This window comes from Enterococcus dispar ATCC 51266, from assembly GCF_000406945.1.
GTDB classification, from domain to species: domain Bacteria; phylum Bacillota; class Bacilli; order Lactobacillales; family Enterococcaceae; genus Enterococcus_C; species Enterococcus_C dispar.
Genome location: NZ_KE136354.1, coordinates 2552251 through 2570625, shown reverse-complemented (window position 1 = coordinate 2570625; position 18375 = coordinate 2552251). Strand labels below are relative to the sequence as shown.

Sequence of the window (18375 nt, the reverse complement as noted above, 5' to 3'; positions counted from 1 at the left end):
AATTTTAGTTAAGTATTATTGTAACACGTATTTTTCTACTACTTGCGCGACACCATCGTTGGTATTGCTGGCCGTGACCACATCGGCAGCAGCTTTTACCATCGGTACTGCATTTTCCATTGCCACACCCAGACCCGCATATTCAATCATTGGCAAATCATTTTCTTCATCCCCAATAGCCATTACTTCGTCTGCAGTAATTCCAAGATGTTCGGCTAATAATTGACATCCATAGGCTTTTGTTACTCCTTTAGGCATGAACTCCAATAAAACATCGCGGGTTTTAATAATTTCATAACGTTCTTTGAAATCAGCTGGAATTTTAGCCAACTGCTGATCCAAATAGGTTTGCTCAAAAGCAACTACTGCCTTGTTATACAACAAATCTTCTGTCAATTCAGCGACTGTAAACAGTTGGAAATGCAGTAATGGGTTCAATTGTGCATAAATTGATTCATGTTGAGGATCAGTAGGTAAAATGTAGACCACTTCATCTGAAACAACGTCTAAAGGCAAGCCTAAACGCTGCGCTAATTCTACTAACTCTTTCACATTGGCATAACTCAATGTTGATTTTGCCATCACTTCGCCGGTATCATTTTTTTGGACTAAGCCACCATTAAACGTAATGCTATAATCCCCTGACTCTTTTAACTGTAGTTCATCCAAATACGGTCGAATTGCCCGCAGTGGACGCCCCGTACATAAAACAATTTTGACACCTTGTGCTTTGGCTTTTGCCAACGCAACTTTATTGCGGGTACTAATTTTCTTTTTTGTATCCAATAACGTTCCATCCAAATCAATGGCAATCATCTTAATCAATTAAATAAACTCCTTTATTTCGCTAATGAAGAAAAGCAAGAGGACAGGAGAATAAATTAGAAAATGACAAATCATTTTTTGTCATTCCCTTCTTTATTTTCAAACTGTCGAATTTTCTTTCAGGATCTTCAAGTCAAGCTTGCAACTTTTTTATCAAAAAATGCGCTCAGACAAAAAAATTTAAAATAGTTTTGACACTCTACATTTTTGCTTATCTTGCACTTTTTCATAGGCTCAAACAAGATTATTATCCCATTTACACTTCGGTTCTAATTTTACCACCTTCGCCAACATCTTCTAAGCGGACAGAAACAATTTTTGACACACCAGACTCTTGCATTGTTACCCCATATAAGACATCAGCTGCCTCCATGGTACCTTTCCGGTGCGTCACAACGATAAACTGGGTATCGTCTTGGAATCGACTTAGGTAATGCCCAAAACGTGCAACGTTGGCTTCATCTAGTGCAGCCTCGACTTCATCTAACACGCAAAAAGGAACTGGCCGCACTTGAATAATTGAAAACAGTAACGCAATCGCGGTTAGTGCCCGTTCCCCTCCCGAAAGTAGGCTAAGGTTTTGTAGCTTTTTGCCTGGGGGTTGTGCTTCAATTTCAATCCCAGTATTTAACAAATCAGTTGGATCAGTTAGCGTCAACTCAGCCCGGCCACCGCCAAACATTTGTGGAAAGACTTCCTTAAAGCGCAAACGGATGGCTTCAAAAATTTCACCGAACCGGACTTTTACTTCTTCATCCATCTCATCCATGGTTTTAAACAATTGATCTTTGGCAGCTAGTAAATCATCCCGTTGACTGGTTAGGAAAGTATAGCGTTCTAATACCTGTTCATATTGTTCAATGGCGTTCAAATTCACTGGGCCCAAGCGTTCAATATCGCGTTTATAGCGCTGAATTTCATTTTTAGCATGTTCTGTATCAGATACTTCAGCATATTCTTTGGCCGCCAGTTCATAGGTCATACTGTATTCTTCTTGTAAATAAGCAAGCAAATTATCCAAATGAATATCCGCTCGATTTTTCGCGACTTCTTCTTTAGTCTTTTGAGATAGTAATGTTTTTTGTTCCAAATTCAATTGTGCAATTTCATCATCTGCGAAGGTGATGACTTGCTGCAATTCACTTCGTTCTTGCCTTTTAATAACCAAATCTGTTTCCAAATCTGTTTTTCGTTGGCTCAGTTTGGCAACTTTTTGTTGCAAGGCTTCTTCTGATAATTCATGGTCACCAGAATTGGAATTTAGCGCCGCCATTTGCCGAGCTAAGCTTTCCTGACGATTTTGTGCTTCTTGTAAAGCAGTGCCATTGGCGGTAAGTGCCTGTTTTAAGTTGGTGACTTGTTCACAGGCTACAGCTAATTCTGCTTGTTTCGTGGCTAGAGCAGTACTTGCTTCTTGTCTTTTGGCTTCAATAACATCTTCTTGCTCTGTTAGCTGTTTAATTTCTAAATTAATACTTTCCCTTTGACTATCTACTTGCGCTTGTTTTGCCGTCAATTCCGCTTTTTGTTCTTCATATTCGGTTAAAAATTGCTGAACTTCACGATTTTCATAAGCAAATACTTTTTGTTCTTTTTCTAAACGCTGTAGCTCTTGTGTTACATTTTTGATTTGATTTCCTAACTCTTGTTCTGCTAGCCGGGCACTTTCACCACTAGTACGAAGTTCCTCTAAATCAGCTGTTTTTTCTTTTTTCTTTATTTCAATGAGTTGGACTTGCTTTTCTGTCGCTTGTAGCCGCATTTCTAACGTTTGCAGGTCAGCTGTTAAGTTTTGCAACTCATTAGTTTGACTAAAAAGACTCCCTTGGTTGCCCCGTCTTGTAGCACCACCAGTCATGGATCCACCAGCATTCATGACGTCGCCTTCAAGCGAAACTACTCGATAACGATATTGTACATCTCGCGCAATTTCATTGGCACTTTTTAAATCTTGAGCAATCAATGTCGCACCTAATAAATTATCACAAATTTCTTGTAGCTCTGGCGCAACGTTGACCAATTCATTGGCCACCCCTAAAAAGCCATGACTTTTAGCAGCAATATTCACTACTGCTTCACTCAAATTGCGTCCTTTTATCGTCGTTAAGGGTAAGAAGGTTGCACGTCCACCCCGTCGTTCTTTTAAAAATGTGATTGCCTGTCTGGCATCTCCTTCATTTTCTACTACGACATGTTGGGCTGCCCCGCCTAAAGCCGTTTCAATCGCTAAAGTGTATTCTGTTGGTACGTGAATAAGTTCAGCTACCGCACCGACGATTCCAGAAAGTTGTTCTTTATTTTGTAGCACAATTTTAACACCTTGATAAAAACCAGTGTAATTGTCTTGAATATCCTGCAAACTTTTTTGCTTTGCCCGCACTTGTTGCACTTGTTGCATTAAAGTGTACATTTTCTTTTGTTCTGTTTCAAACTCTTGTTGCAGCTTTTTTGCTTGTTGTTGCAGTAAGATATAATTTTTTCGCTGTTCAACCAGGGTATTTTCTGCTGTAGCCAATTGTTCAGCTAACTCATTTTTTTGAACGGAGAGAGTGGCAATTTGTTGATGCATTTCTCCTTGTTTGGCAATTGTTTTTTGATTTTTGGCATTCTCTTGTAAATATTGCCGTTCTAAATATTTCAGTTCATTACCAATATTGGCATGTTCCTGCATTTTTTCCACATACTGAGCCCGCAATTCCGCTAAAAGTTCTTTGGTGGATTTTTGTAACCGGGCTAACTCGTCTTTTAATTCATTAACACTGGCTTCCAAACCTTGAACTTGCCCATTTTTGGTAGAAAGATCTTGAATGATTTTTTGTTTGGCAGCTTCTAACTGTTCGATTTTTTCATTATTTTCTGCCAAATTTTCTTCATATTCGGCAAAACTGCGCTGCGTGTGTTTAGAACGCTCCAATAATACTTCTTGCTGACCTTCTGCTTGTTTTAAGCTTTCGGTTAAAAAAAGTAGCTGCTGATTTGCTGTTTCCAGCCACTGATCCAATTCTTGACGTTTTTGCCGTTTTAGTTGTAATTGGCTTTCTGCAGCAGTCATTTTACCAGTTAAAGCTTGTAGCGCTTTGTTTAATTGTTGCAAATTATTTTCAGCTTCATCCCAAGCAGTTTTGGTCATTTTAATTTCTGTTACTGTATGGGCAACATCAATTCGTTTCAATTCTTCTTTTAAGTGTAAAAATTCCTTAGCCGCTAAACTTTGCTCTTTTAGCGGAGTCAGTTGATCTTCTAATTCGTAAACAATGTCTTGGACCCGACTTAAATTATCCTCTGTTTCAAATAATTTTTGTTCGGCTTTTTTCTTACGTTGCTTGTATTTCAAAACACCGGCAGCTTCTTCAAAAATCCCCCGGCGATCTTCGGGTTTGCTGGCAAAAATTGCTTCGACTTTCCCTTGCGAAATGATAGAAAAAGACTCTTTGCCAAGGCCTGAGTCCATAAACAAATCTTGTATATCTTTTAGGCGACAGCTCTGCTTGTTAATATAAAAGTCACTTTCACCACTACGACGTAACCGGCGCGTCACACTGATTTCGCTGTAATCAAGTGGTAAATAATGATCACTATTATCCAGTACTACTGTCACTTCTGCAATGTTTAACGGTTTGCGGGAATCCGAGCCGGCAAAAATAATATCGGGCATTTTGCCGCCTCGCAAACTTTTAGCCGATTGCTCCCCTAAAACCCACCGAATGGCTTCTGTTATATTACTCTTACCACTTCCATTTGGTCCGACAACAGCAGTAACACTATTTTCAAAATCAATTACTGTGCGATCTGCAAAAGACTTGAAGCCTGCGATTTCAATTTTCTTTAAATACACGAAAGCTCCGGGCTCCCTTCTGACTTCTACTCTGCAAGTTTTTCTAAAGCATTATTTGCTGCCGCTTGCTCGGCTAATTTTTTGGATTTTCCTTGACCTTTTCCGATCAAGCGATTATCACAATACACTTCCGTCCAAAAAATCCGTTCGTGGGCCGGACCTTCTTCTTTCACTAACCGGTAGTCGATGTGCACATCGCCACCTTTTTGCAAAACTTCTTGTAAACGTGTTTTGTAATCCATCTCATGTGAAAAAGCACCTGCTGCTACTTTCGGAAAAATGACTTTTTGAATAAATGCTTTGACGGTTTCCAAGTCTTGATCCAAATAAAGTGCGCCTAAGAAAGCTTCAAAAAGATCACATAAAAGTGAAGGTCGCGTTCTGCCACCAGAATTTTCTTCCCCTTTACCTAGTTTAATGGCCGCATCAAAGCGACATTCTTTGGCAAAGGCAGCTAAACTTTCTTCCCGCACAATAGAAGCGCGCATTTTTGTTAGTTTGCCTTCTGGTAAATCGGGATATTGGCGATACAAATAACGAGAAACCAATAATTCTAAAACTGCATCGCCTAAAAATTCCAAGCGTTCATTATCGGCTAGATTCAAATTGCGATGCTCATTGACATAAGATGAATGGGTAAATGCCTGTTCTAATAAGGAGACGTTTTTAAAAACAATCCCAAAGTTTTCTTTTAACATAGTTTGTAATTGATTATCCATTATTGACAGTCCTTTTTAGGTTGGATTTTGTTTCAATACTCACCTTCCTATTATACTGATTTTCGCGCGATTAGGAAATGTTATTCACGATATCTAAATCCTTTTACAAATAACTTTTAATTCTTTTTCCCCTGAAAAGGACAAAAGATTTTAGAAACATTTTGCTCTATTAAAAAATGACCGCGAATAATCGCGGTCATTTAAAATACATAATATTAACGTTCGTCAGCGTTCACGCCAATTGTAGCCCATGGGTAAGCGTCATATTGACGTTGGATTGAGTAATCCACCACACGGTCACTTACTGGACGCAATACATACTTATACATTGTTGGAATTGCAAATGCTTGGTCAAAAGCATATTCTTGCCATTCTTTGTACATTTCAACTTGTTTTGTTTTATCTAATGCATCTTCAGAAGACATTTCGTCTAATAGTTTCGTATTTTCTTCTGATTCAAAGCGAGTGAAGTTAAATTGTGCTACTGTGCCATATAATCCACTTGGATTTGGATCAAAACCTGTGGACCAGCCGGCTTGGTAAACATCAATTTCAGGATCATCTGCCCCTAATTTGTCATAGAAGCTGTTTACTTCCATCAAACGTCCGCCAGTCAATTGCACATCTAGGCCTACTTTTTTCCATGATTGGATGTAGTAGTCAGCAATTGATTTCGCAACACCAGAGTTATCACGGAAAGCAAAGTTGATTGTTAATTTCTTACCGTCTTTATCTTCACGTAAACCGTCACCGTCAGTATCTTTAAAGCCAGCATCATCTAACAACTTGTTCGCTTTATCAACGTCTTGTGTGTAGCCTTTAAGATCTTTATCATACAAATCACCAAATGGAGGTACGATTAAAGAGTTAGCTGGCGTACGTAGTCCAGCAAAGAAGCGATCCCCAATGATTTTATTATCAAGGGCATAACCCATTGCTTGGCGCAAGCTCTTATCAGCCATCTTAGCATTTTTATCCATTACAACTTTGCCTTGGTCAGCATCCCATTTACCCATTTTGAAACCAATGTAGTCATAAGCATTATCTAATTGACCTAACATTTGGTAACCTTTGTTGTCTTTCCAAGAGTCATACGTGTTCGTTGGCATTTCGATAAACATGTCATACTTGTTAGACTTCATTGCTTCAGCTGCCGCTGCAGTACCAACTTTTGTCATTACAACTTTATCTAATTTTGGTTTTTCACCATAGTAATGTTCATTTGGTACAAATTCTACAGATTGACCTGCAACGATTTTGTTAAATTTGTAAGGCCCCATTGTAACTGGAGTTTTACGAACTGGATCTGAACCTTCCATATCTTTCACAGCAATTCCCTCAAAAGCATGTTTTGGCATTGCATAACCTAAGATTGGATCATTCCCACCTTGTAAGATAGAAGGAACGAATTTTTTGAATTTGATTTTGATTTCTTTATCGTTGACTTTTTCAATCCCACTAATCGTATCCGCTTTACCGTCATGGTATTCTACCATGCCTTCGATTTGTTGAATTGCATCGCTATAACGTACACCAGTATAATCTTTGTCTCCGATTACTTCATACGGGAAGATCCTGTCGTCTGCAGTAACGTCTTTACCGTCGCTCCATTTTACGCCATCTTTAATGGTCATGGTAACAGTTTTATTTTCAGTATCCATTTTCACGGTTGATGCCGGATTGTCTTCTTTAATCTTTAAATCATCATCAACTGTAATCAATGTTTCTTGTGCAGGTTCACTAAAATAGTCATCCAATGTGATTTGACTGAAGGCTGGACTGAAAATACCAGTAAAGTCAGTATCTGATACGACAGCAACTTCTAAAGTGCCCCCATCAATTGCCTTTTTGTCATTTTTTGTTGCCATTTCAAAAGATGTTGTTGCTGCTTTGTCACTTGAACCACTATCATTGCTTGAGCTATTATCTGAGCCACCAGAACCGCAGGCAGCTAAGGCAAAAATACTGAACAATGATACCATACCCATGATTTTTTTATTCATTTCCGTTCCTCCCATACTTGTAATTAAAAATCTAAACTTTATACAAACATCTATAAAAGATGGTTATACCACAATTAACCCAAACGTTGCCGTGCATCGGCTGAGCGTTTGAAAGCTTGCCCAACGTAGTTAATAGATAACATTAAAACTAAGATTAAAATAGATGCCGGTACCCAAACCCATTGTTTGTTGACTAAGACATCAGAATCTGTCGCAAATGAGATCAACGTTCCCAAACTTGGTGTTTCATTTGGCAAACCAAAGCCCAAGAAAGTTAAGGTTGTTTCAATCCCGATATTCCCAGCAAAGTTCATCGTTAAATTGGTAATAATGAGTGAACTCAAGTTGGGCATGATTTCACGAAACATAATCTTGAAATCACTTGTTCCCAACGTTTTTGAAGCAGAAACATAATCGCGTCTTACTTCTGATAATGTTTTGGCACGGAAAAGCCGCGCTTTTGCCGTCCAATAAAAGACGCTCATAATGATAACTAAGCTTAAAGCTGTATATCTTGGAATAATGGTTACCAATACGATAATGATTAACTGAATTGGTAAAATCATAACGAAATCGACGATACGCATGACGATCATGTCAAAAATGCCACCAAAGTAACCAGACATTATCCCAATTCCTACACCAATAATGGATGTTGCAATAGTGATTGCAAATCCGATAAAAATCGAATTTCGTGCTCCAATAACGAGTAGACCTAAAACATCACGACCACCATCATCAGAACCTAAAAGTAATTTATGACCTTCCATGGAGATTGAACCTGGTTCCAAATAACGGTCGATTGGGTTAACGGTATTTACCAAACTTTGGTCAAAAAACAACGTTCCCACAAACGCAAAAAGTAATAATAAAACTAAGACTATTAATGAAAAAAGTGCCAAGCGATCTTTGATAAATTCGCGGGCGATCATCCGAATCCCCATTGGCGGAACCGATACTTTTTCAACTGGAGCTGTTTCAACTGCTGTATTTTTTTCAGACATTCTACTATCCCCCTACCTACTGAATGCGGATCCGAGGATCAACGATACTCATCACGATGTCAGAAATCAATGTCCCGATCAAAGTAGCAATCCCAAAGATCAACGTCAACGCAGTGATGATAGCATAATCCCGTTGTTGAATACTTGAGATAAACAAGTTCCCAATCCCCGGATAGTTAAAGATACGCTCGATAACCACTGAACCAGAAATCAAAGCGACAATTTCATAACCTAGCTGTGATGCAATTGGTAATGATGCGTTTCGGAAAATGTGGCGTGTAAATACCCGATTGGTTGGAACCCCTTTAGAACGGGCAGTCCGAACATAATCCATTTGTTTAGCATCGACAACTTCACTACGTAGGTACTGAATCGTAACCGCTGTACCCAGTAATGCTTGAACAATTGCTGGCAGCGCTACGTGATACAACTCGTCTAAAAAGTACCTGAAGGAACCGGCACTGGAATTAATCGAGACACTCCCTGTCGTTGGGAACCAATCAAGTCGGTAACCAAAAACTAATAACATAATTAAGGCAAGTACAAATACAGGAATTGCAAAACTGATGAAGTTATAAGCTACGACAAATTTATCAAACCAAGAGTTTTGATAACGACCGGCAAATAATCCCATTGGAATCGCAATTAAATACGTTAAGATAACCGTAACAATAGCCAGACGAACTGTATTGCCAATTCGTTGTCCAATAACAGTAGTAACGGCGTATTTGTAGTTATAACTAACCCCAAAGTCACCTTTTAAAGCATTTCCAACCCAGCGCACATATTGTTGTGGCCATGGATCATTTAAACCGGCTTGCTCTCTTAATTCTGCAATCCGAGATGGTGATGTAGTTGGACTAATCAACCCAGTAAAAGGATCCCCAGGCATCATTTTTGCTAACATAAAGATTAAAATACTTAAAATAATAACTTGAGGGATCATTAAAAGTACACGTCGTAAAATTGTTTTCCACATTTTATTTCGCCCCCTCATTCAATAATGCGACAGAATGCGTGTCAGTAATTTTACGCAAGTCATATACACGCCCTGTATTGTCGTAATAATCTTTTTGATGCTTGATGTATTCTTCTTCTACGTGACGACGATTTTCTTTGTGGGCCTCACGATTTGGTACATCAATGCGAGGGATAGCTGATAATAAACGTTTGGTGTAGATATGACGCGGATCATTGTAAATATCTTCTCGACTCCCAATTTCTACAAAGCGACCTTTATACATAATCGCAATATTGTCACACATGTGTTTTACCACACCTAAGTCATGGGAAATAAAGAGATAACTTAAATCATACTGTTGTTGAATTCGTTTCATGAAATTTAGTACTTGGGCTTGAACAGATAAGTCCAAAGCCGAAACTGGTTCATCAGCAACGATTAATTTGGGATTAGTGGCAACTGCCCGCGCAACACCCAAACGTTGTCTTTGTCCACCTGAAAATTCATGAGGATATTTGTATAAAGCATCTTCTGGCATCCCGACAATATCCAATAGTTCTTTCACTCTGGTTTTCTCTTCTTGATCACTTAAACGCTCAAAGTTGCGTAAAGGTTCGGCAATAATATCTAAAACGCGTTTTTTCGGATTTAAAGAAGACATGGAGTCTTGGAAAATCATTTGGACATCTTTGTTATAATTCATTTTCTTACGGGTACTACGTTTGGTCACATCTTGACCATTATAAATAATTTCACCACTGGTAATTTTTTCCAAACCCAAAATAGCTTTACCTGTTGTGGATTTACCTGAACCTGATTCTCCTACCAGACCGTAAGTCTTCCCTTTTTCGATGACAAAATCCACACCGTCAACAGCATAGACATGGTCTGTCACACGGTTAAAGAAACCGCTGCGAATTGGATAGTGGATTTTCAGATCTTTAATCGTAATTAATTCTGACATTTACACTTCTCCTTCGTCTTTAAAATGGAAGTGCTTGTAGCAAGTACAACGCACCAAGTGATCAGGTCCAACTTCGTGCAAGGTTGGATTTTCTTCATGATCGCTTTCAGGAATCCACGGAATACGTGGGGCAAAACGACACCCAGTCCGAGGCATTTTTACCAAAGTTGGCACAATCCCTTCAATTACATGGAGTTCGTTATCATGATTGTCTTCTTGCGGAATTGAATTTAAAAGTGAACGCGTATACGGGTGTTGCGGATTGTTAAATAATTCTTCTACTGGTGCTACTTCCACAAATTGACCTGCATACATTACCGCTACACGATCCGCCATTTCCGCTACGACACCCAAGTCATGAGTGATTAAAATAATGCCAGATTTGGTTTCTTCTTGTAAGTCTTTTAATAAATCCAAAATTTGGGCTTGGATAGTCACGTCCAAAGCAGTGGTTGGTTCATCGGCAATTAAAATTGGTGGCTTTGCCGCAATGGCAATTGCGATGATAACCCGTTGCCGCATCCCCCCAGATAATTCATGAGGATATTGACGCCCCACTCGTTTAGGGTTTGGAATACCAACTTGATCAAGTAATTCCATGGCACGCGCTTGGCGTTGTTCAGAAGTCATATTGGTATGATAAACCAGGCCTTCTTTAATTTGATCTTCAATCCGCATCAAAGGATTTAATGCTGACAATGGATCTTGGAAGATCATTCCGATATCGTTACCGCGGATTTTGTTATATAAAGTTTCATTTAAATTGGCTAAGTCCAAGTCTTTATAAAGCATTTCACCTGTGATACGGGTGTTTTGTAAATCATGCAGACCCATGATTGTTGTGGCCAACGTACTTTTACCACAACCAGACTCCCCAACAATCGCTAAAATTTCATTACGTTCTAAAGTAAAAGACACACCGTCAACAGCATCGTAGTATTCGTCTTTAATACGGAAGCCTGTGTGAAGATCTTGAACTTCTAATAATTGATTATCTTGTGACAATCCAATACCCCTCTTTCGCTAATACGGAGATTTTTGCCGAAAATGTAAAAAAGCATGGGAGAGATGCTGTCTTCTCCCAGTCTCCAATCACTTTCGCTAATATTTCTTAATAATTATATAGAAAGGTGTATCATAATGCAAGTTAAAGAACTGTGAAAGCAGAATTTTCAGAAAACTCCCAAAATTAATTTTGATTTCTCCTGAATTTGAAGAAAATCTTGCTATAATGCCAATCTTTCATAAAAATTAAAGCATATATTTTTGCTACAATTAAAGCAATTTCTATTAGATTCCCGAAATAAGACCACTATAAAATTTTTAAGCTGGTGAAAAAAGCTCTTTCAAAGTCAATTTCAAGTGAAAATCCATACAAAATAGTTTCTTTTTTTGTATTTTTATCCTCATTGAAATTGGCAATTAAACAACAAATTCTCTGCTCCAATGACGAAAGCGCTTTGTTTTTTATTTTCAAAAAAATTAACTTTTTCCCCACCTATCACATAAATAAGCTCATCATTTTTACTCATCAGTAGCTTTTATCCTCATAAAGTTTCTAAAAAAAACAAATCCTCTTCGTCAAAATAAAAAATTACGACTCACTCTAAAAACTGAATTGCCGCATTTAAAGAACAAAAAAAGAGCAAAGAAAATTTTTAGCAAACTTTCTTTACTCTTTTACTGACAAAAGATTCTGTTTTAACAGCTTTCTTATGACAAGTGACTAGCGATATAATCTACTGCTGTCCCTACTGTTTCGATTTGTTCGGCATCTTCATCAGAAATTTCCGTACCGAATTCATCTTCTAATTCCAAGACAAATTCCATCACGCTAATGGAATCTGCATTCAGGTCGTCTTTGATGCTCATAGTATCAGTAACTTGATCAGCATCCACGTTAAAATGGTTTGCAATCACGGCTGCTACTTTTTTAAATACTTCTTCACGCGTCAAATGTATTCACCTCCACGTTTATGACAATATCAAAAGATAGCTAACAAACATTTTAAGGGTTTCTATATGCTTTGTCTAGCCTTTTTTGGGGAATTGTTGTTTTCAAGGCTTTTTAATTCGCCTTTTTTTCTTCTCGAGCGTCAAATTGCGCTACTAATTGGGGTACTATATCACTTTTTAACATGGTATGAATTTGACGAATCGTATAGCTGACGGCTTCAGGACCTGTGGCACCATGCGTTTTAATTACTGGTGCTTTTAGTCCAAATAAAACAGCCCCACCATATTTTGCGTAATCCATTTCATTTTTTAAATTGCGCAACCCATCTTTTAAAAGTAACGCTCCCATTTTACCTTTAAAGCCTTCTGCTAAAATGGACTCTTTTAAAAGGGCCATCATATTGAGTGCTGTTCCTTCAATTGTTTTTAAAACCGCATTGCCAGTAAAGCCATCTGTTACTACGACATCTGCAGCGCCGTTTAATAGTTCTCTGGCTTCGACATTTCCGATAAAATTAATGGTAGCTTCACCTTTTAGAAGTTCAAAAGCTTTTTTAGTTAATTCACTGCCTTTGGTTTCTTCGGTACCATTATTTAACAAGCCTACTCGCGGATTATCAATTCCACGAACTTGCTTCGCATAAAAAGAGCCCAGAATCCCATATTGCAAGAGATGTTCCGGTTTATTATCCGCATTGGCACCCAGATCCAGCATATCAAAGCCGCCATCTTTGCCCATAACAGGCAATGTCGACATCAAACCGGGACGTTCAATCCCTTTAATCCGGCCAACAATAAACAACCCTGCTGCAAGTAGAGCTCCTGTATTCCCCGCCGAAAAAATGGCATCGGCTTCACCGTTTTTCACAGCTTGCGCAGCAAGCACCATCGATGCTTGTTTTTTGCGGCGAATCGCTTTAACGGGTTCATCATCACTATTGATTTTTTCATCAGTGTGAATAATTCTTACGTTATTTTCATCAGTTACATATTTTTTAATTTCTGCTTCTTTTCCATATAATTGAAATTCAATGTCGGGAAAATCTTTTTTCGCCAACATTACGCCTTCGACAATCGCTTTGGGAGCATTATCGCCACCCATCGCATCTACTGCGATTTTCATCATTTCGTTATACCTCCCAAGCTCACCATATGCTTTTACAAAAAAGTAGGAGCTGTGCATATGCTACAAAGTATAGCATAATCAGTCGAAAAATTGCTCATCTGTCTGATTTTTTATTGCTTCTGCTAATCCTTTATAAGCAGGCAATACTTGCCAATTTTTCATTTGCCATATATTTTGGGCTTCACTTCGGGCTACTTCCAAAATATTGGCATCTGCTACTAAATCACCCGCTATAAATTGGGGTATCCCCGATTGTCGGAAACCAAAAACTTCACCTGGTCCCCGTAACTTTAAATCTTCTTCACTTAAAACAAATCCGTTATTAGTTTCCGTCATAATTTTCATTCGGGCGGCACCCGTTTCATTTTTGGGATCGGCTACTAGTATACAATAAGACGCCTTAGCTCCTCGTCCGACCCGTCCGCGTAATTGGTGGAGCTGTGCCAAACCAAAGCGTTCAGCATCAATAATTAACATAACCGTAGCATTGGGGACATTAACACCCACTTCAATTACCGTTGTGGAAACGAGTATCTGCATTTTTTTGTCTTTGAAATCCGTCATAATAGTTTCTTTATCTTGATTTTTCATTTTTCCGTGCAGCAGGCCCACTGTATAGTCTGCCCCATAAAAAGCCTGCAGATGCTCATAAACTTCGGTGGCATTTTTTACATCCAGTGTTTCAGATTCTTCAATTAATGGACAAATCACATACATTTGATGTCCCGGTCTTAATTCACGATAAGACCAATCCAACACACTATCCAATTGACTCGGACGTACCCAACGTGTCTCAATGGGGATACGTCCTGCCGGTAATTCATCAATAATCGAAACATCCATTTCACCATAAGCAGTAATGGCAAGTGTACGGGGAATAGGTGTTGCCGTCATAAATAAAACATCCGGCCGTAAGCCTTTTTCTCGTAAAACGCGCCGTTGGTTCACCCCAAAACGATGCTGTTCGTCGGTAATGACTAAGCCTAAATTTAAAAAGGCGACATCTTCTTGAATTAAAGCGTGGGTTCCAACCACAATATCAATTTCGCCATTCGCTAATTGTTCTAAGATAATTCGCCGCTCTTTGGCTTTTGTTGACCCAGTTAAAATGGCAGTCGAAACTTCTAAAGGATCAAATAACTGATTCAAACTTTCCATATGCTGTTGTGCCAAAATTTCCGTTGGTACCATTAGTGCTCCTTGAAAGCCCGCAGTCATCGTAGCATATAAGGCAATAGCAGCCACAACCGTTTTTCCGCTGCCAACATCCCCTTGCAATAAACGTTGCATATGTTGGGGACTTTTTAAATCTGCACAAATTTCGTTTGTCACTTTTTTTTGTGCCTGCGTTAATTCAAATGGAAGACTATCAATAAACAACTTTAGTCGTTTCACATCATATTGAATTGCCAACCCGTTGACAGCGGCTTTTTCAGTTTGTTTTAGGGCTTGTAGTTTCATCTGAAATAAGAAAAATTCTTCAAAAACCACGCGGCGTTTGGCTTGATGACTGTCTTCTTTGTCTTTTGGAAAATGCATGGCATACATCGCCTTATCGCGATCCATTAAGCGATATTTTTCTTTCAAAGGCAAGGGGAGATTTTCTTCAATTTGATTACCATAAAGTTCAAAGGCCTGCCGAATTAAATCAATTAAAGTTTTTTGTTTGATACTTTTATTAACATGATAAATCGGTGCAAAGTCATCATCGGTCCCAGAACCCAGAATTTTCATTCCTGTCATGGCTTTTCGTTTCGCATCCCATTTTCCATAAACCGCCAATTCTTCCCCTAAAACAACTTTTTCTTTTAGATAAGGTTGGTTAAAAAAGGAGACATTAAACACCACATGGTCTTGCATCATACGAAATTTCAACATCGATTTTTTATAACCAAAACGATTTACTACCGCCGGTGCTACCACAACGCCTTTTAAGGTAACTTTTTCTTGATCGGCCAGTTCAGTTAAATCCCGTTCTTTGATATCATCATAACGAAACGGATAATAGCGCAATAAATCTTCCACAGTCTTGATTCCTAGACTTGCTAAGTCCTGTGCCCGTTTTGGGCCCACTCCTTTTAAATAGGCGACTTCTGTTTTTAGTCCTGTTGTCAATGAATCACCTCATTTCCAATAAGAATATGACATATTTTTATATTCAGTTATTTCTAAATAAAAAGTGAAACCAGGCTCATCCGTTGGGAGTAGCTGGTTTCACCTGCAAATTATCAAATTTATTTTTTATTCCGCTGCAAACAGATACGGATAGACAGGCTGGTTGCCTTCATGAATTTCAACTTCCAAAGCATCATTTTTGGCTAATAAAGCTTCTGCAATCTTCTCGGCATCTTTTACCTTGGCTTCATCCCCGAAAATGATGGTAATGATTTCGGTATCGTCGGTAATCATTTTTTCTAAGGTTGTCACTGCGGTTTGCATTTGATCAGCATCCGAAATGACAATATCCCCATCAACCATCCCTAAGAAGTCACCTTCATGAATTTCAATACCATCAATATTGGTATCGCGGATTGCATGCGTGACTGAACCAGAAATCACATCTGCTAACGCATCTGTCATGGCTTGTTTGTTTGCTTCTAAATCTGCTTGTTCATTAAAGCTTAACATTGCCGTCATGCCTTGAGGAATGGTACGTGAAGGAATAACAGCGACTGGAATCTCTGCTACTTCTGCGGCTTGATCAGCTGCCATAAAGATATTCTTGTTGTTTGGTAAAACAATCACTTTATCTGCATTTACTTTTTCAATCGCATCTAAAATATCTTGGGTACTTGGATTCATCGTTTGCCCACCTGAAATCACATAGTTCGCACCTAAGCTCCGGAATAATTCGGCTACTCCTTCACCAGCTGCAATCGCGATGACGGCATAAGGAACACGTGGTAAGTCCACAGGTTCTGTGGCAAATTCTTCAACTTGGTGATCGTGTTCCAAAATTGTTTCATGTTGCAACCGCATGTTATCCACTTTAACTTTAACTAATGCACCAAATTTCTGTCCATAGTTCATAACTTCGCCAGGATGTTCGGTGTGTACATGAACCTTAATAATTTCATCGTCGTTAACAACTAATAACGAATCCCCTAAACCATCTAAATAATTACGGAAAGTTTCATAGTCAAACTCACTATCAACCGTTGGGCCTTCTCCAATGTTCACCATAATTTCGGTACAATAACCAAATTTGATGTCCGCTGTGGAAAGTTGACCTTGGACACTGCGGTGATGTTCCGCATTCACCATTTCATCCATAGCAGCTGGTGTTGGTTCAAACGTTTCATCTGCTTGATATTCCCCAGTTAAGGCAGCTAAAAAGCCTTCATAGACAAATAGTAAACCTTGACCGCCACTGTCGACGACGCCCACTTCTTTTAAAACTGGTAATAAATCAGGTGTTTTCGCTAAAGCGCGCTTACCACCTTTTACAACTGCTTTTAAAACAGCAACACAGTCATCCGTTTCGGCAGCTTTCTTTTCACCATATTCTGCAGCTACCCGTGCTACTGTCAAAATCGTTCCTTCAACTGGTTTCATCACAGCTTTGTACGCTGTTTCTACCCCATGTGTAAAGGCCTTCGCTAAATCTGTCGCATTTAACGTGGGAACATCCGGAATTTGTTTAGAAAATCCTCGGAATAACTGAGATAAGATAACGCCGGAATTACCGCGGGCGCCCATTAGTAATCCTTTTGCTAAAACATTCGCCAATTCGCCAACATTTTCTGATGCAGAATCAGAGACAGCTTTAGCACCACTGGTCATGGACATATTCATGTTGGTTCCGGTATCGCCATCTGGCACCGGGAAAACATTCAACGAGTTGACATACTCTGCATTGACTTGCAGACGACTAGCACCAGCCTGGACCATTTCCTGGAATTGACTTGCGCTTATTTCCGTTACTTTCACTGATAATCCTCCTTAGAATCGATCCCTCAAAAGCTGATCTCCTGCCTAATCCGGCAGTACACGTACACCTTGAACGAAAACATTAACGGAATTGGCCGTTACACCCAACATTGTTTCCAAATTGTACTTCACTTTTTCTTGTACATTCCGCGAAACTTCCGAAATTTTCGTTCCGTAGCTGACGATGGTGTAGACATCCACCGCAACGCCGTTTTCTTCTTGCCGCACGATAACGCCACGGGAATAATTTTCTTTACGTAAAATTTCATTGATATTATCTTTGATCTGACTCTTGCTGGCCATACCGACAATGCCAAAGACATCAGTAGCAGCGCCACCGACCACTGTAGCAATCACTTCGTTTGTAATTTCGATTGTGCCAGATGCAGTATTAATTTTTACAGCCATAAAAATAAGCCCCCTTAATTTAAACTTTACCAAATGTGTTCCTTTGCAATTCTTCAAGTGAATATAACAAAAGATGGGCACAAATCGCCCCATTTTCTTCTATAGTATTTTATCATAGCTACCCTTTAAATAAAAGAAAGAGCTAACGGCAATAAAAACTTTTACTAAGCCTGCAACGTTGTTTAATTTACATGTTTTATAGCAAAAAGTCAATATTTGCTGGTAAATTTAGCTTGCATAATTGTCTCATTTATGGTAAATTCAGTTAGTATGAGCCCTAATATGCGCTCCATAGCAAGGCAAAGGAGGAACTAGTCACATGGCAAAAGTTTGCTATTTTACAGGTCGTAAAACATCAAGTGCAAATAACCGCTCCCATGCGATGAACGCTACAAAACGTACAGTTAAACCTAACTTACAAAAAGTTCGCGTTTTAATCGATGGTAAACCTAAAAAAGTTTGGGTATCAGCTCGTGCTTTGAAATCAGGAAAAGTTGAGCGCGTTTAATTGACACTAGACTACAATACACCGTCTGAGGAAACTCAGACGGTTTTTTTGTTTTCTTTATTGGAATAATGTAGTTTTTTATATAATCTGAATATTCTATTATTCTCGTTATTAAAAGACAAATAATCTCCCGCTT

The 18375-nt window shown here is 38.9% G+C and carries 14 protein-coding genes; 1 reads left to right on the top strand and 13 read right to left on the bottom strand.

The genetic code is table 11. The annotated features are described in order from the left end of the window. Positions 1 to 15: 15 nt before the first annotated feature. The 13 genes from RK01_RS12095 to RK01_RS12035 all read right to left on the bottom strand — a co-directional run bounded on the left by RK01_RS12095 (position 16) and on the right by RK01_RS12035 (position 17731). The gene (locus RK01_RS12095; protein WP_016173563.1) at positions 16 to 825 is read right to left on the bottom strand and encodes a Cof-type HAD-IIB family hydrolase; all 810 of its coding nucleotides are present in this window, start codon (positions 823 to 825) and stop codon (positions 16 to 18) included. Between the two features lie 256 nt (positions 826 to 1081). Then, complete coding sequence (gene smc / locus RK01_RS12090) at positions 1082 to 4660, bottom strand: chromosome segregation protein SMC (protein WP_016173562.1); 3579 nt, start codon at positions 4658 to 4660, stop codon at positions 1082 to 1084. 26 nt (positions 4661 to 4686) lie between these two features. Further along, positions 4687 to 5379 carry a ribonuclease III gene (gene rnc, locus RK01_RS12085; protein WP_016173561.1) on the bottom strand — a complete coding sequence of 231 codons (693 nt, stop codon included), beginning with the start codon at positions 5377 to 5379 and terminating at the stop codon, positions 4687 to 4689. Positions 5380 to 5594: 215 nt separating this feature from the next. Beyond that, complete coding sequence (locus RK01_RS12080; RefSeq protein ID WP_016173560.1) at positions 5595 to 7382, bottom strand: oligopeptide ABC transporter substrate-binding protein; 1788 nt, start codon at positions 7380 to 7382, stop codon at positions 5595 to 5597. A gap of 74 nt (positions 7383 to 7456) precedes the next feature. Next, the gene (locus tag RK01_RS12075; RefSeq protein ID WP_016173559.1) at positions 7457 to 8386 is read right to left on the bottom strand and encodes an ABC transporter permease; all 930 of its coding nucleotides are present in this window, start codon (positions 8384 to 8386) and stop codon (positions 7457 to 7459) included. A 16-nt stretch (positions 8387 to 8402) separates the two neighbouring features. Continuing rightward, positions 8403 to 9365 (bottom strand): oligopeptide ABC transporter permease, encoded by a 963-nt coding sequence (opp4B, locus tag RK01_RS12070; protein WP_016173558.1) that lies wholly within the window; start codon positions 9363 to 9365, stop codon positions 8403 to 8405. Between the two features lies 1 nt (position 9366). Then, entirely contained in the window at positions 9367 to 10311 is a 945-nt protein-coding gene (locus tag RK01_RS12065; RefSeq protein ID WP_016173557.1) for an ABC transporter ATP-binding protein, read from the bottom strand. Then, entirely contained in the window at positions 10312 to 11316 is a 1005-nt protein-coding gene (locus tag RK01_RS12060; protein WP_016173556.1) for an ABC transporter ATP-binding protein, read from the bottom strand. It lies immediately after the preceding gene. 708 nt (positions 11317 to 12024) lie between these two features. Then, entirely contained in the window at positions 12025 to 12267 is a 243-nt protein-coding gene (acpP, locus tag RK01_RS12055; RefSeq protein WP_016173554.1) for an acyl carrier protein, read from the bottom strand. Positions 12268 to 12379: 112 nt separating this feature from the next. Then, positions 12380 to 13390 (bottom strand): phosphate acyltransferase PlsX, encoded by a 1011-nt coding sequence (plsX, locus tag RK01_RS12050; RefSeq protein WP_034864843.1) that lies wholly within the window; start codon positions 13388 to 13390, stop codon positions 12380 to 12382. Between the two features lie 81 nt (positions 13391 to 13471). Then, a complete protein-coding gene (gene recG / locus RK01_RS12045) occupies positions 13472 to 15508 on the bottom strand; it encodes an ATP-dependent DNA helicase RecG (protein WP_016173552.1) in 2037 nt (678 codons plus the stop codon). A gap of 126 nt (positions 15509 to 15634) precedes the next feature. Then, the gene (locus RK01_RS12040) at positions 15635 to 17323 is read right to left on the bottom strand and encodes a DAK2 domain-containing protein (protein WP_016173551.1); all 1689 of its coding nucleotides are present in this window, start codon (positions 17321 to 17323) and stop codon (positions 15635 to 15637) included. Positions 17324 to 17368: 45 nt separating this feature from the next. Beyond that, a complete protein-coding gene (locus RK01_RS12035) occupies positions 17369 to 17731 on the bottom strand; it encodes an Asp23/Gls24 family envelope stress response protein (RefSeq protein ID WP_016173550.1) in 363 nt (120 codons plus the stop codon). A gap of 319 nt (positions 17732 to 18050) precedes the next feature. Between RK01_RS12035 and rpmB the strand changes: the two genes are divergently transcribed. Further along, entirely contained in the window at positions 18051 to 18239 is a 189-nt protein-coding gene (gene rpmB / locus RK01_RS12030; RefSeq protein WP_016173549.1) for a 50S ribosomal protein L28, read from the top strand. The last annotated feature ends 136 nt before the right edge of the window (positions 18240 to 18375 follow it).

Excerpts from the sequence above, each read along its gene's own strand:
- opp4B (WP_016173558.1), bottom strand. The coding sequence starts at position 9,365 with ATGTGGAAAACAATTTTACGACGTGTACTTTTAATGATCCCTCAAGTT.
- RK01_RS12065 (WP_016173557.1), bottom strand. The coding sequence starts at position 10,311 with ATGTCAGAATTAATTACGATTAAAGATCTGAAAATCCACTATCCAATT.
- rpmB (WP_016173549.1), top strand. The coding sequence starts at position 18,051 with ATGGCAAAAGTTTGCTATTTTACAGGTCGTAAAACATCAAGTGCAAAT.
- plsX (WP_034864843.1), bottom strand. The coding sequence starts at position 13,390 with ATGAAAATCGCAGTAGATGCGATGGGTGGCGATAATGCTCCCAAAGCG.
- RK01_RS12075 (WP_016173559.1), bottom strand. The coding sequence starts at position 8,386 with ATGTCTGAAAAAAATACAGCAGTTGAAACAGCTCCAGTTGAAAAAGTA.
- rnc (WP_016173561.1), bottom strand. The coding sequence starts at position 5,379 with ATGGATAATCAATTACAAACTATGTTAAAAGAAAACTTTGGGATTGTT.
- RK01_RS12035 (WP_016173550.1), bottom strand. The coding sequence starts at position 17,731 with ATGGCTGTAAAAATTAATACTGCATCTGGCACAATCGAAATTACAAAC.
- RK01_RS12080 (WP_016173560.1), bottom strand. The coding sequence starts at position 7,382 with ATGAATAAAAAAATCATGGGTATGGTATCATTGTTCAGTATTTTTGCC.